A 15154-nucleotide genomic window follows, 5' to 3' on the forward strand; every position below is an offset into this window, starting at 1 on the left:
AACGGGTCGAAGCCCTCCATATCGACGTTGAAGCCACCGAAACCGCCGCCAAACTGCGGCCCATTATGGCCGTAACGGTCGTATTGGGCGCGTTTTGTGTCGTCGGTCAGGACTGCGTAAGCCTCGCCGATCTCCTTAAACTTCTCTTCGGCGCTCTTATCCCCCGGATTACGATCGGGGTGATACTGCATCGCCAACTTACGATAGGCCTTTCTTATCTCATCTGCGGAAGCGCTTTTCGGAATGCCGAGGAGATCGTAGTAGTCGTTCTTAGCCAACCGCTGGAGCCTCAACTTCTGCAACGTTGTTCACAACAACCCGGGAGTGCCGGATCACCCGGTCTCCGAGCCGGTAGCCGGTCTGCGCCTCGGCGAGGATCGCACCCGAGGGTTGGGATGGGTCAGTCATTTCGGCAACAGCCTCGTGGAGATTGGCATCGAAAAGCGCGTTCCCGGCCGGTATGGGCTGAAGCCCTTCGCTTTCAAGGACTCCGTAAAACTTACGCCGGATCAACCCGGCCGCGCTGATAACCGATGCGGCATCGACTTTTGCCGGGTCCTGCCCCAGGAGGCGGTCAAAGTCATCGAGCGACGGCAGCAGTGCGCGGATGATGCGCTCCCCGGCGGTCTGGACGACGGTGCGATACTCCGCCGCGGTGCGCTTGCGAAAATTGTCATATTCGGCGGCGAGTCGGAGCCGTTTATCACGCTCATCGGCGAGGGTGGTACTTAAAGTCGTAACCTCCGCTTCGAGCGCGGCGATCTTGCGTCGCACCCGGCCTCGGGCAGTGGCTGGTGGCTCTGCATCCGGAGGCACGATGGGGTCGGGATGTGAGGTGGTGGTTTCTGTTCCTTTGGTCATGCACTAAGGTCGAGATGAGCCATTCCCGCTATTCGGGTCTATCATTTCAATATAATGCAGGAACCGGGCAGGCGAAAGGGGGGTAGGCGAGGTGTTGGCTTCGATGCTTGAAGGACGATCTTCGAGGATGCAGAAAGAGAGGGGATTCTATGCGCTGTTGTTACGATAAACAAGTCTGTGGATAGCCCCCCCTTTAATCCCCCTCCTGCTATGCAGGAGGGGGTGCAAGTGGCTTCCTTCCCTGATTGTAGTGGGGGATAAATCGTTCTACCCCCTGCTCTGTAGGGAGGTAGATTGGCTGGAGTATTATGATTGGTACTCCTGCTCTCTAAACCCTCCATTCCTCCCGTTTAACTTCAATCGCCTCAACCTCCTCCTCTGCCCTTGGATGGTGGTGCTTCCACTCGTCCTTCGACATCCGCCCCGTGAGCCAGGTCCAACTCATCGGATATTCCTTGGGCAGGAAGATGGTGAAGAAGAAATGCCAGATCACAATTGCCGAAACCGCCAGGATCGCTTCGTAGAAATGGATCACTTCGCAGACCCGCACCACCCAGGCCGGCAGCCAGCCGGTCGCCAACGCCGGGAACCATAAGATTAACCCGGTCAGCGTCATCACCACGGTCCCCCAGATAAGAGCCCAATATTCTGCCTTTTGGGTGTAGTCAAAATGCCCGAACCGGGGCGGATGTTCCCGCAGTCTTAAGTAATAAGCCAGATTCCCCAACGCTTCGCCAATGTCGCTGAATTTTGGGAACATGGCGAGCAGAAGCATCCGGCCGCGCCGGGTTGCGATCATATACCAAACATGGTAGATGGATGCTGCGACCATCGCCACCGCCAGCGACCGGTGAATTAGGCGGCGGACTTCCTCCGACATCCCGAGTTCCTTCAGAACGTGCACCCACCACTGGTCGGGATAGCGCAGCGCAAAACCGGTAATGGCGAGTCCAGAGAAAGTAACTGCCAGCAGAATATGCTGCCAAATCTCGGACTTGGTCATGCGGACGACATAATCGGCCTCAAGGTGCCGGCGCTTATGAACGCCTAACTCACGTATGAATATCACCAGATTATGGAGGAACATCCCCCCCAGGAGCAGCACGATGAGCCAGATATAGATCACCCGCACCCAGTCGTGGATCATCATCCGGTCGCGCGCCAGGATGTGCGTATAAGAGGCTGCGAACTCGGCATTGGAGTTGGGATGGCACCGGGCGCAGGTGGCGACGACGTTCTCCTTGTGCGTCGAAGAGGTTGGATCGAGCGAGGCACGAATGTCATGTGTATTATGGCAGTCGGTGCAGGTCGCGACGTTGCGCGCGCCGCGCTTGATAGCCCAGGAGTGATAACTATCCTCGTAGGACTCGATTACCCGGAGCGGCAGGCCGTAGCGCGCTGCCATAGCCGGATCTTCGTGGCATTTGCCGCAGGTTTGAAGCGCCTGATTGGCAGGGCTGAGCGACGAGTTCTCGTCGTGCACCGGGCGGATCAGATGCTCCTCGTGACATTCGGTGCAGCCGGGAGCATGTTTGATGCCGAGTGCTAACGCCCGGCCGTGGATCGAGCCGACGAAATCCGTCGTCTCGACGGGATGGCATTTACCACAAGTCGCCGAGATATTCTGCCGGTTGATATGGCTCCCAGGATCGGAAGCACTCTGCATCCGGTGAGTGCCATGGCAGTCGGTGCAAACCGCCGGATGATGGTCGTTATCGTCGCGCTTGCCGTGCACCGAACCCATATAGGAGGGCAGGCTGATCGGCAGCCGAACGTAATCTGCCGTAACGACGCTCGCGTCCGAATGACAAATGCCACAGGTCGCCGGAATGTTATCCCGATAGACGGGACTAAGATGGTCGCTCGGAGCGCGCACCCGATGCCCGCCGTGGCAGTCGGCACAGGTCGCTGCCGTTCGGTCGCCGTGAAGCCGTGCCAGCCGGTGAGCGCTGGTTCGATAGCCCGATTCGACTACCACATGGCAGGCTCCGCAGCCGAAATTCTCGCGCTCGGCGGCGTCGATTACCTGATGGATTCGGTGGCAGGAGAGGCAGTTCATCCGCTCCTGCTTCAAGAGCGGCTCGTGGACGGTGCCGATGAACTGTTGACGATAGCCGCTATGGCAGGTATTGCAGGCTTCGAGGACTCCGGTGTCGAGGTGCGGCTTGTGGGTAGCGTGGACGTCGTGGCACGAGGCACATGATATAGTCGAGCCTTCGCGGGAGAATGCCTGCTTATGCTCACCCTGGCTCACCTCTTTCATCGAGCCGGGATGGCAGGCTTCACAGAGCCGGTTGACAGCCCCTGCAGAGGGCGGCAAGGCTTGCGAGTGAGTAGGATGGCATCCGACGCAGCCGGGGCTTTCCTTACCGCGTGAAGCAGCCTCTGCATGGACCCCGCGATCGTAGCGCTCGGTTTCGGCGTTATGGCATCTTCGGCAGGCAATCTCCGAGTCCCGCTCGGTCAGAGGCGCGATGCGATGGGGACTTCCGCTTGCGCTATGACAGGATATGCAGTTCGGCGCATCGGTATGGCCGGTCGCCTGCGCCCGACCGTGAAACGACTTGCCGAACGTCGAAGTCGCCGGCTGGTGGCAGTTGGAGCAATCGACCGGTCGGTAGGCGGCGTAATGGGGGATCTCATCGAAGTCGCCGGGCTGGGTGTGGCAGTCGCGGCACGAGCGCTCGCGGTGAATCGAAGCAGCATAGTGCTTGGTTTCGACCGCGACCAACTTGCCGGAGGCAGACTTTAGGGTCGGATCATCGTGGCAGATTAGGCACTCGTCGTTCGCAGCGGCGATCTGGCCTGGCACGATGGCCAACAGCATAAGTGTCAAGAGAACCACGAGGGTTGTTTGACGCCCTTCTGCGCCTATCCGCACAGACTGAACGGGAACCGAGGGGGGCATTATGGACGCGTGGAGATGGTTCGTTGGATTTCCAACAAGTCAATGTGCAATTCCCGTGCCCACAGTCCTATCCGATTAGTCCATTCCTAAATGTCGGGCTTTATCCTGCGCTCAAAGAGCCGACGCGCCGCCTTCAAAATCCTTGCACCTTAAGAGCCTCCGGCAAGCAGATTTCCATCAAACGTGAAAAGCGTCCGGTCGCGCCGTTTGCGAATCTCATAGGCTCGTTCGACCAAACGGTCGATCAGGTCGGCAAACGATTTGCCCCGCGGTTCCCATAAGTAGTAGGCGAACGACCCCGGTATGTTATTGATCTCGTTTATGTAAATTGCACCGCCGGGGGCGATGAGAAAGTCTATCCGCGCGACGCCTCCGGCTCCGGTGGCGAGAAACGTCCGAACGGCTAAATCGCGAACTTTATCGGCTAACTCGTCCGGCAGCGGCGCGGGGATAATGCGCTTCTGTCCGGCCATGCCCTCCCCCGACTTGCCGCCCTTGCCCTTGCTGCCGCCCTTATACTTATCCTCGAATGATAGAAGGGGATGCTCCTTTACGACTTGCTCGATCTCTGAAGCCACCGGCGGATCGCCATCGACGACGCTGCAGTTGACTTCGGCCGCGTCCCGTAGTGCCGGTTCCACGAGCACCCGGGAGCCGAACCTGAACGCTAGATCGAGTGCTCGCTTAAGAGTGTCCCGGTCCTGGACCAGCGATACGCCGACGCTCGATCCGAGCCGCGCCGGTTTGACGAAATAAGGGTATTCGCCCAGAGCCTCAGTTTGTCCAGACGTTATGCCGCTTTCAGCATCGCGCTCCCGGCGATCGATGATGACACCGGGCAAGGTTGGCAGACCAGCTTCCCCAAGGAGGGCTTTGGTTGTTATCTTGTCCATTCCGGCTGACGAACCGGCCACGTCCGACCCGGCGTAGGGGACTCCAGCCATATCGAGCAGTCCCTGTAACGAGCCGTCTTCGCCGAATGTGCCATGGGTCGCCGGGAGAACGCAGTCGATGGTCCATACCCTGCGTGCCCGAAGCGTCGGCGCGTGAGCTTCGATGAGCCGCAATTTTCCGACGGTCGCGTCCGGTGCCGGAAGGACCTGCGTCAACCTGCTCAGCGCCGGGTGATCGACGCGAAAGAAAGCGATGTCAGCCATCGCTTCGCCGACATACCATACATTGTCCCGACCCAGATAGACCGGGAGAAGATCGTAATTCTCCCGCCGGGCCGCTTCAAGCGCCTGAAAACCGGTGATGATGGAGACTTCGTGTTCGACGGAGCGTCCGCCGAAGAGTATAGCCAGAGTGATGCGATTCATAGTAAGTGCTCGAGTGCTCAAGCGCTCGAGTGCCCGTTATAGGTTGCGAGAGAATGAGGGAGAACATTGTCGTCGGATATCCTGACAGCCCTCAGAACTACTTGACCGGAACGACCGGAGTGCTTATAATGTAAGGTTAGGCAAACAAGCCGTCAAGGAGTGCCTATGACCCTTTCCCGGTAACCCATTTTACAAGGATTCAATGCCTCACGTCAAGATTCGCGATGGCGAACCGTTCGAGCGTGGTTTTAGACGGTTCACCAAACTGTGCGAGAAGTGCGGACTCCTTTCGGAAATCCGCCGGCACCAGCGATTTGTGAAGCCGTCGGAGGCCCGCAAGCGCAAGTCTGCTTCGGCCCGGCGCAAGATCCGCAAACTGATGCGGATTCAGCAACTTATGATGACCCGGTAGAAGTGTGAAAGTGTGCAAGTGAGCAAGAGAATAAGCAACCGTCCAACTCGCTTGCTTGCTAACTCGCTCACCCGCTTGATCGCTTGCTTGTTCCCCTGCGCTACCCCGGGAAGCGAAGTTTCTTAAGATTCGCAGGAGGCTGATATGACGTCCTTCGACATCACCATCCTGGTGATCGTAGCGGGCTTCGGCCTGTGGGGCTTTATGCGCGGCTTCATTTGCGAGATTTTCGAGATCGCCGGGGTTATACTCGGGATGTTAGGCGGGCGCAGGTTTGGCCCGGTGCTGGCGCCGAAACTGCCGGCCGTTATTCCCGATCTCATCCGGCCGGTGGTGGGAGCGCTTCTGGTCAGCCTCGCGATCTTCTTTGCCGTCAAACTGATCGGCTGGCTGGTCGGGAAACTGCTGGCTCGGGGACCTCTCAAACTTCCCAACCGTATCGGCGGTGCCGCGATCGGCATCGCCAAGGGCGGAATGATCGTCGCGCTGGCACTAATGCTCGCCGCGATGACTCCTTACTATGCTCAGATCGAGAAGGCTCGGCCCTCTTCACCACTCCTCGATCTGAGCCTCAAAGCATCCCGGCCGGTTATCAGGAAGTATCAGGAACTGATCCTGCGTCAGGTAGCCGGGCAGATCGAAAGGGCTGCTTCCGACATCCTCGTTCCGCCGGCAACGACGCCGTTGGGATCTGTCCCGACTTCGGCTTCGGCTGCTACACCTACCAACACCCCTCCGCACAACATCTCTTCACTTCTTCAGGGTCTATCCGAGCAGGATCAGCGAGAATTGCGCAAACTGTTGGCCGATACGTCGCTACGCAACATCGACATCGGCCGGCTCGATGTCGAAGAACTGACCCGCAGATTGAAGTCGGCACGGCAAAGTTCAGCGGTGCCGCGATAGCCTTTCATGGACGTCCGGACGTTAGCCGCACTCGAGTTCGATACCCTTCTAAGTGCCCTGGAGGGTTATGCCGAAAGCGAACCTGCGAAGGCATCGCTAAGATCGCTGCGCCCCTTCAGGCGCGCTTCCGAAGCCCGCACGGAACTTGAACGAATAGAAGAAATCCGAGACCTGATTGGCTGCGGCAGCAGCTATCCGGGCGGCGGCGTGGCCGATGTCCGGCTCTTCCTGAAGCGCGCCGCTGTCGCCGGTAGTTCCCTCGAAGCCGAGGAACTGCTCGCTCTCCTGCAAAATCTCCGCACTCATTCGACCACCCGCAAACTGCTGGATCGTGAAAAGTCCCGACTGCCGCGCGTCTATGACCTGACCCGGCTGCTCGAACCGCTCCCCGACATCGAATCTGCAGTCGAACGGGCTATATCGAGCGAAGGCGCAGTGCGCGACTCGGCATCGCCGGAACTGGCGCGCCTCAGGCGGGAACTGCACGTTCAGATGGAGACCTTGCGCAGCCGGCTGACGGCTTTGGTTGCCCGCCTCTCCCGGCAAGGGATACTGCGCGAGGAAGGCTTCTCGATACGCGAGGGCCGTTATGTCCTGCCGGTTCGATCCGATGCGATGGGAAAGATCAAGGGCATCGTCCATGACCGCTCGGCGACCGGCGGGACGCTCTTCGTCGAGCCGTCGTCGCTCATCGAATCTGGCAACAACCTGCGCGAACTTGAACTTGCCGAGCGTGACGAAGTGCGCCGCATCCTCAAGGAACTAACCGCATTGGTGCGCAAATCGGCGGACCAGATCGAGATCAATCTGCAGGCGATGACGGCGCTCGACATACTTTGGGCGAAGGCGCGACTTGCGGGTCGGCTCGAAGCAACGCCGCCGGAGATTGCCGATGCTGGACCGCTCAGGATCGTAGGCGCCCGGCATCCGCTGCTGACGTTGCAGGGACGCGAGGTGGTTTCGCTTTCACTCGATTTAGGCGAAGATTATTCCACTCTCGTCATATCGGGTCCCAATTCGGGCGGCAAGAGTGTCGCTCTCAAATGCACCGGCTTAATCGCGCTGATGGCGGGCAGCGGACTGCCCGTTCCGGCGCTGCCGGGGACGCGCGTGCCGCTCTATCGCGACGTCATTGCCGATATCGGCGATCAGCAATCGCTGAAGGACGATCTTTCGACTTTCACGGCGCATACGGCAAGGCTAAAGGAAATCCTCGATCGTGCCGACGACCGGACGCTCGTCCTCATCGACGAAATGGGCGCCGGCACCGATCCGCAGGAGGGCGCCTCGCTTTCGATAGCAGCACTCGAGACCTTGACCGGTCGAATGGTCCCGGTGGTGGTAACGACCCATCACGGTGCCTTGAAGGCTTTTGCCCATACGACGCCCGGCTGCGCCAACGGCTCGATGGAGTTCGACCGGACTTCGCTCCGGCCAACCTACCGTTTTCTACCTCAATTGCCTGGCTCAAGTTATGCACTCGATATTGCGCTCAGAGCCGGTTTGCCCGAAGATATTATAGGCCGCGCGCGGCAGTTGCTCGGCACCGAGCGCTCTGAACTCGAAGACCTCATCGCAGCACTTGGCGAGAAAATCCGACGCTATGACAGCCTTACCGTCGATGAGACCCGTCGCCGCGAAGAACTGTCGTCCCGCGAGTCAGCCGTGCGCGAACGTGAGGAGCAACTCCGCAGGCAGGCGCGGGACGCTAAAGTGAAGGCGGCCGAGGAACTCGAAGAACTGCTGAAGGAGGCGCGCCGGACGGTTGAAGCGACCGTCCGGGAATTGCGCGAAAAGAACGCCGACCGGACGACTATAAAGTCGGCTCAGGAAACCTTGCAAAGACTGCGAACTGAAGCCAAGTTCAACCTTGGTCTTCCGGTGATAGATATCCCTCAACCACCCTCGCGAGCGCCGGATCAAGCGACGCTGCCTGCTGCACGGCCTATTGCTGTCGATGACTGGGTGAAGGTGGACGGGAGCATCACCGGGCAGATTACGGCGATCAGTGCGCACGGCGAAAGGCTCTGCGTAGCGGCTGGATCGGTCCAATTATGGGTCACCAGGGCGCGGGTCGAGCCGGTAGAACCGCCCGAAACGACGGCCCGGGTGAGTCGTCTTACGGCGCTTCCTGAAGTACCGTTCGAACTCGACGTCCGCGGGCTCGATGCGGCGGAAGCACTGGATAGGGTAGATCGCTACATTTACGACGGCTATATGAACGGCCGGGGGCGTCTTGGCATCGTTCACGGCAAAGGCTTGGGCATCCTATCGCAGCATATCCGAAAGCATCTGAAAAGCCACACGCTGGTCAAATCCTTTCGCTTTGGGGAATATGGTGAAGGCGACTACGGCGTTACAATTGTCGAATTGAAGGAATAGAGGGAGTAGGGACTATGGCAATCAATACAGTTGGGGGTTCAGGTAGGGTAGGTGGCTGGCGGCCGGCGGGGATCATTTGTCGTGCAGTCGGGAGTCCCCATCCGACAGCGGGTGTCCGGTGAAGACACCTGACGCCACAACAATCTTACGAATGTGGAGCGATTTGGCTTGACAATGGGGTCTTAAGGTGTTATGATGTAAAGTGTCGTCTGAGTGAAGTCCTTGGATAGCGTCACGTGAACTGATAGGATTGCGGTTTGACTTTTCTTGCATGTTTCTTCCTTTCAATAGATTAGACGAGACGGGGGGGGACTCCTACGCCGTTGCCTGACTGCTGCCGCCTTCGCGCGAGTGCAGTCTAGTGAGCCGGTCTCTGCCCTCGTCCAGCCTCTTCGGCCAACCAGGCGTCATGCAGGACGCCGCCTATCGGCCTCCCTTCCTGAACGAAGCTGCCTTGCCTGTCATGCTGAACGCAGTGAAGCATCTCGCCTTCCGTCCCCTCGCCATTGCCTTTCTAATAGACCCCGGCCCTTCACCCCGGCTTCGGGTGGCGCCTCGAGCCACTCCGTCCGCGGCCCGCCTCGATTGACCTTTCGTGAACGCCCGATGAATTCCAGAGAGATGATCGTCTCACTGGTGAACGCAATCAACGAAAGGTTAAAAGTATGAAAAGCAGAACCCTCACCCTCATCATCGCCGCCGTGATGCTCATCGCGGTCGGCGTGCTCGTCTGGCCGGAGCCAAAGCAGGCAATGGCAGCAGACCTCGATGTCCAGCTTACGCTTACCTGGAACTGCGAAGACGCCGAAGATGTCGAAGCGAACGCCGAACTGCTCGACGCCAACGGCGATCCGTTCGATCCGCCGATAATAATCCCTCTCACCCCCAATGCACCATTCACCGTATGGTCGGGAACGTTTCTAAATGTTCCAGCCCAAGCGTCTCGGGTGAGATTCGTTTGGATTGAATTGGGTCTAGAGTGGTTTCCACCTTCCCCAATAGTAAAGTCGCTAAACTGGAGCGGGACGACCTTCGGGGAATCTTCTGTTCAATGCGACTGATTGAAAAGCGCCCTATGGGGGCGAAGGCATTCCCCTCGCCCCCATAGGGCTGGATAATTCGACATTGTCCCCTCTCAAGGCACATTCTATTCCAATAGTCGGGATCTAAATAATGCGCACTATCATTATATATGCGCTTCCAGCATTGGTTCAGACCAGCCACTTGTTTGCGCAGCCACCGGTTGAAATGATGCGTTATTACGACCGTGGTCGCGGTGGCGCGGATTATTTCAGCGATCTTTTCCTTGCCGATGACGGAGAATACTTGGTATGTGGTCGCAGTGAGGGAGTAACCTGGCTTATGCGGTTAAGCTCTGATGGTGAGTTGATATGGCAGGTCACTGGTGACCAAGACTCATACTATTCAATAATCGAGGCAGATAACACTGATGCCGTTGTTGCCGGTATGTCTGGTGACGGGCGAAATAGAGGATTTCTATGCGAAAGATACACTCGCCAAGGGGAGCAGATTTGGAGTCGCAGATTCATTGATGGTCGCTGCAATGCCGTTATTGAATTGAAGGATGCAAGTTTGATTATGGCGGGCATTGCAACAGCCAATGGGCAAACCTTGGGTGGGATAATCCTCCATTCTTCTTCTGACGGAGACCACCTTTGGACTTGGCAGGATCCAGATGAATCTGTCGTTTCCTGGCTTTTCTCATTACGCGAAGCAGAAGGAGGAGTAATCGCTGTTGGATCGGTCACCAGTCGCCGTGACGGTAGGACGGACGGCTGGATAGTCAAACTCGATTTTGATGGCGAGATGGTCTGGTCGCGCACACTCGGCCTGCAGGAGTATTCAAGATTGAAAGCCATTATTTCGCTGCCTGAGGGCGGATTCGCAGTAGCCGGCCAATATAGCCTGACTCCGCACCTTTTATGGGGACGAATTGATGACGAAGGTGAGTTGATTTCGTGGAACTTATACGATCAAGCGTCCGCCTACAGCAATGAACTGCGACGCCTATCGGACGGCGGGCTGATTCTGGTGGGTCAACAGCAGGCCGGCCGCAATCATCCATTTGCGCTCCGGTTGGATGCTCAGGATAATGTCCGCTGGACGATGAACCTGTCGAACCTAGTTGACCGGCAACCAGACCGCAATCCGTTGCCATCCAACTATCTTGGCGCCGTGGTGGTGTCCGAGGACAATGTAATTCATGCGGTAGGCGGGATGTATCACGCCCCGGATACCGACCACGATGGAGTCTTGATCCGCCTCGAGCCCGACATTCTGGGCCCGGTCGTCTTCCATAAAGAGCCCGAAGATTCGCTCCTCACCGTCTTGCGCAGAGACAACCTCAGATTCATCGTTCGGGCTCGCAATCAACAGGGTCTAGACATGTCTTACCGCTGGACTTACCTCGATACCGTCCGTTCGCAAGACACTTCCTGCACCATACGCTTCGATTCCTTGGGCACGTTCCCGGTCGTCTGCCGGGTTAACGCGGGTGAGTGGTCGGTCGAGGTCGTTTGGACGGTTGAAGTTGCTGACCTTTTCATCGCCTCCCACACCCCCGACACGCTATCTATCACCGTTCAGCGCAATAGTGAGATCGACTTCTCCCTCGACTCCGTCGCTTACATCGGGGACTTGGAGAATCTGCGCTATGAGTGGATGATTTACGACTCGGCAACGGTGAGATGGGAAGAAGTGGGAGGGGATGACCGGATCGGAATCCGGTACTACGCGTTCGCCCGGACCGGCGGCTTTGCCCTGAAGGCCAAGGTCTTCGACCCGAACGTCGATCCGGAGCCGGCCGACTCCGTCCAGTGGGCGATTCAGGTCCGAGGCGTCATACGAGCTTTCGAGCCCAATCTCCCCGAACTCTCCCTTGGGCCTCGTCAGGAAGCGACCTTCGAACTGATCCCCTTCAATGCCAATAACGACTCGATTCAGTTCTGGTGGACGCTGAACGAAGCAGACACTTTGTCCACTCAGTCCATCCTGTCCATTTCTTTCGAAGACACCGGCAGGTATGTCGTGAGCGGGTATGCGAGAGAGCGGGTGAGCGAGGAAGAGTGGGAAGAGGACGCGCAGAGGTGGGTTGTCAATGTCCATTCTCTAAGCGCTGGACTGGATACCCGCCTGCGCGGGGATGACGAGGGAGGAAGCGGGGATGACGAGGGGGGAAGAAGGGATGATGATCCCCTCAAGATCTCGATTGCTCCTAATCCCTTCAACGATCAGGCGACGGTGACGATTGACCTTGGAGGGCGGGCATTCCTGCCTGCCCAAAGGGCGAACAGGAATGTCCGCCCTCCAAGTGCGCAAGTGGGGGGTCTCATGCCCGTCCGGCTCAGCCTCTACGCGATCGACGGGAGGGAGGTCCTCCGTCTTCACGATGGTCCCCTCTCCCCCGGCACGCATCAGTTCAGATTCTTCACTTCGTTCAGAATGACATCTGGAGGCGGGATGCCATCGGGAGGCGGGATGCCATCGGGAGTCTATCTTCTCCGCCTTCAATCCGGCTCTCACTCCCGCACCGTCAAAGCCGTTCTAATGCGCTAATCTTGGAGGGTGGGATTCATCCCGCCCCGACGGGCGGCTTGAAAACCACCCTCCAGGCAAGGGGGAGCAAACCCACCTTGCCAGACCGTGCTCATCTCGCCGTTTGCTTCTCGCCCCAAACCTCGCATATCACTTGCATTGCACTCTTCGAGTGCTTATCTTGTGATGCGCAAGGATTGCACGACCAGGTGCATAACTTGCAATCATCGCCTTATTCTGGCACTTTCAGATGTCATCAGCACTCTGCAAATTATGCGTTCCGGCCGCTCTCGCTTCGCTTGTCATCTCTGGATGCACCTGGGACCCACCCCATTCCAATCCGCTCGACCCGGATAACTACCGTTATCAACCGGCCGGTGGTCTCACGGTCGTTGTGGTCGATCGCGCGACCGGCAGTCCGTTGCTCGGTGCCGATGTCCGACTGCCCGAGTTGGACCGGGCATCAGCATCCGACAGCATCGGCAAAGCACGTTTTGATCGGGTTCGGTCCGGCGAATGGCTGGTCACTGCCGAGCGACGTGCCGATGGCGGGTTGGCGCCGTTTGCACTTGACTCGCTGCGCCTGACGATCGCAGATGGTGGCGCGCGCGTCGATACCTTCCGACTGGCAGCCTTAACACCGCCTCATGGCAGGCTCTCTTTTGGGGTTCGCACCTTGTTGCGACAACCCATCGTGGGAGCTTCGGTGATGCTCGACGAACTGGGACGCTTTGCCTTCACCGACCTCAATGGAATCGCCTATTTCGACGAGGTGCCGGTCGGCCGGCATTGGGTGCGTGCTTTTCGGCAGGGCGAAAAGGGGAGCCCGGTCTATGCTCGCGACTCGGTCGAAGTCGTGATCGAGCAAGCTCGCCTCACCACCGCCGAACTGCAACTCGACGCCCTCCCGATCTTCCTCTCGCAGCGCGTCAACTCGCTCACCTTTCAGAATCGCGCCAACGAAGACCCCATTTATCAAATTCACATCAAGGCCAACGTTACCGATCCGGACGGCCTGCAGCATATTCGGAGTGTCATCTGGCGGCTCTACGACCGCGCTGACAACGAACTTGACTTCGACACCCTGTTCTTCCAGCAGGATTCAGGCTGGAAAGCCGAAGAGCCGGGGGCGCGATTCCCAACCGGCAAGCCTGACGGCGTCCTGGCTCTCCCTTTCGTTCTGGAGGCTTACGACGCTTCGGGCAACTACGCCCGCTCCGAGAAAGAGTATCTGGCGCGGGTGATCAAGCGGGTGCCCGAATTATCGCTTATCCAACCCGAGCCGCGGCCGGAGTTCGACTGGTCCTATTCCTGGACCTTCACTTTCGACACCACCGCATCGTTCAACTATCTCGTCCGGGTAACCGATGCCAGCACCGGTCAGACGGTCTATAACCGGCTCGTTCCGCCGGCTGAAGCCCCGCATAACTCCCATCGCAGCGAAGTGACTCTCAGCCCCGGCGTGCCCTATCTGTGGGAAGTCTGGGCGCTCGATTTGCTCGGAAATCGCTCGCGGTCACCGCGCCGCGGCCTCTCGTTTGAGGGCTAATGAACCCAATCCCACCACCACTAACCGAAATCCGACCTCCCGGCTCGAGCGGTCCGGCGGCGCCGATAACGCGGCAGCGCGATGTTGGGAAATTGCTCGACACCGTTCTCGGCCTGGCTGTCGAACTGATGAATGCAGATCGCGGTGCTGTCGTCCTTCAGGAGCGCGGAACGCTTACCGTTGTCGCTTCGCGAAACCTGCCGCCGGAAAGTGCGCGCAGTTTGACTGAAGTCTCAACCAGCGTCGTCCGACAGGCCATAGACTCGGCGACGCCGGTTCTCGTTCACGACGTCCTGGCCGATTCGAGATACGGTCAGCAGGCATCGGTGGTCCTGCACCAGATCACTTCGGTAGTCTGCGCACCGATGTTCATTGCCGATCACGTCGCCGGAGCGATCTACCTCGATAGCCGTCTATCCCGCCAGCGCTTCACCGACGAGAACCTCGACTATGTCGATATCTTCGCCAAAATGGCGGCGATAGCACTCGACTATGCCCTTAGTTATAGCGAACTCTTCGGCGAGCGGCAGCGGCTCCAGACGGAGGTGCAAGAGCGCTGGCGCTTTGAGGAAATCGTCGGTCGCAGCCCGAGGATGCAGGAGGTCTTCAACCTGATGCGGCGAGTGATGAACTCCGACATCTCGGTGCTGCTCGAAGGCGAGAGCGGAACCGGCAAGGAACTGGTCGCCCGCGCCTTGCATTATAACAGCCCGCGTCGCGAGCGGCTCTTTGTCACCCAATTCTGCGGCAACCTCGCAGAATCGCTGCTGGAATCGGAACTCTTCGGGCATAAGAAAGGCTCCTTCACCGGCGCTATAGCGGATAAGAAGGGCCTCTTTGAGATCGCCGATGGCGGGACATTTTTGCTCGACGAAATCGCCGACATTAGCCCGACCATTCAGACTAAATTGCTCCGCGTTCTTCAGGACGGTGAGATCCGTCGGGTCGGCGACACCGAATCGCGGCGCGTCAACGTCCGGATTATCTCAGCGACAAACAAGAGCCTCAAGGCTGAGGTCGATGCCGGGCGCTTCCGCGAAGACCTCTACTACCGCCTGAACGTCCTCTCCATCCACCTCCCGGCGCTGCGCGAGCGAACCGGCGATATACCCCTTCTGGCTCAGCACTTCCTGAAAGTAACCGCCCTTAAGACCGGCACACCGGTCAAGCGAATGACACCTCGAGCCTTGCAAGCAATGGCCAACTACCACTGGCCCGGCAACGTCCGGGAACTCGAAAATACCATCGAGAGGGCGCATCTT

12 protein-coding genes are annotated in these 15154 nt (G+C 58.4%); 8 read left to right on the top strand and 4 right to left on the bottom strand.

What is annotated here, in order from left to right; genetic code table 11:
• The 4 genes from FJY67_08060 to FJY67_08075 form a co-directional block, all read right to left on the bottom strand.
• Positions 1–278, bottom strand: a 278-nt coding sequence (locus FJY67_08060) for a molecular chaperone DnaJ (GenBank protein ID MBM3329406.1), incomplete at its 3' end; no start/stop codon positions are given.
• On the bottom strand, positions 271–861 hold the full coding sequence (locus FJY67_08065; protein MBM3329407.1) for a nucleotide exchange factor GrpE: 591 nt from the start codon (positions 859–861) through the stop codon (positions 271–273). The genes FJY67_08060 and FJY67_08065, both read right to left, overlap by 8 nt.
• Before the next feature lie 328 nt (positions 862–1189).
• Positions 1190–3769, bottom strand: a complete 2580-nt coding sequence (locus tag FJY67_08070) for a DUF4405 domain-containing protein (protein MBM3329408.1) — start codon at positions 3767–3769, stop codon at positions 1190–1192.
• Positions 3770–3918: 149 nt separating this feature from the next.
• Positions 3919–5088: a D-alanine--D-alanine ligase gene (locus FJY67_08075; protein MBM3329409.1), complete on the bottom strand. Its 1170-nt coding sequence runs from the start codon at positions 5086–5088 to the stop codon at positions 3919–3921.
• 202 nt (positions 5089–5290) lie between these two features.
• Here FJY67_08075 and FJY67_08080 point away from each other — a divergent pair, with 202 nt between their 5' ends.
• The 8 genes from FJY67_08080 to FJY67_08115 form a co-directional block, all read left to right on the top strand.
• Positions 5291–5500, top strand: a complete 210-nt coding sequence (locus FJY67_08080; protein ID MBM3329410.1) for a 30S ribosomal protein S21 — start codon at positions 5291–5293, stop codon at positions 5498–5500.
• Between the two features lie 144 nt (positions 5501–5644).
• A complete protein-coding gene (locus tag FJY67_08085; GenBank protein MBM3329411.1) occupies positions 5645–6406 on the top strand; it encodes a CvpA family protein in 762 nt (253 codons plus the stop codon).
• Between the two features lie 6 nt (positions 6407–6412).
• The gene (locus FJY67_08090; protein MBM3329412.1) at positions 6413–8788 is read left to right on the top strand and encodes an endonuclease MutS2; all 2376 of its coding nucleotides are present in this window, start codon (positions 6413–6415) and stop codon (positions 8786–8788) included.
• Between the two features lie 361 nt (positions 8789–9149).
• Positions 9150–9377 (top strand): hypothetical protein, encoded by a 228-nt coding sequence (locus tag FJY67_08095; protein ID MBM3329413.1) that lies wholly within the window; start codon positions 9150–9152, stop codon positions 9375–9377.
• A 76-nt stretch (positions 9378–9453) separates the two neighbouring features.
• Positions 9454–9849 carry a hypothetical protein gene (locus FJY67_08100; GenBank protein MBM3329414.1) on the top strand — a complete coding sequence of 132 codons (396 nt, stop codon included), beginning with the start codon at positions 9454–9456 and terminating at the stop codon, positions 9847–9849.
• A 517-nt stretch (positions 9850–10366) separates the two neighbouring features.
• Positions 10367–12364 (top strand): hypothetical protein, encoded by a 1998-nt coding sequence (locus FJY67_08105; protein MBM3329415.1) that lies wholly within the window; start codon positions 10367–10369, stop codon positions 12362–12364.
• 229 nt (positions 12365–12593) lie between these two features.
• Positions 12594–13892: a carboxypeptidase regulatory-like domain-containing protein gene (locus tag FJY67_08110; GenBank protein ID MBM3329416.1), complete on the top strand. Its 1299-nt coding sequence runs from the start codon at positions 12594–12596 to the stop codon at positions 13890–13892.
• Positions 13892–15154: GAF domain-containing protein (locus tag FJY67_08115; protein ID MBM3329417.1), on the top strand; the 1263-nt coding region annotated here is incomplete at its 3' end. The genes FJY67_08110 and FJY67_08115, both read left to right, overlap by 1 nt.

The organism is Calditrichota bacterium (assembly GCA_016867835.1).
Taxonomy (GTDB): Bacteria; Electryoneota; AABM5-125-24; order Hatepunaeales; family Hatepunaeaceae; genus VGIQ01.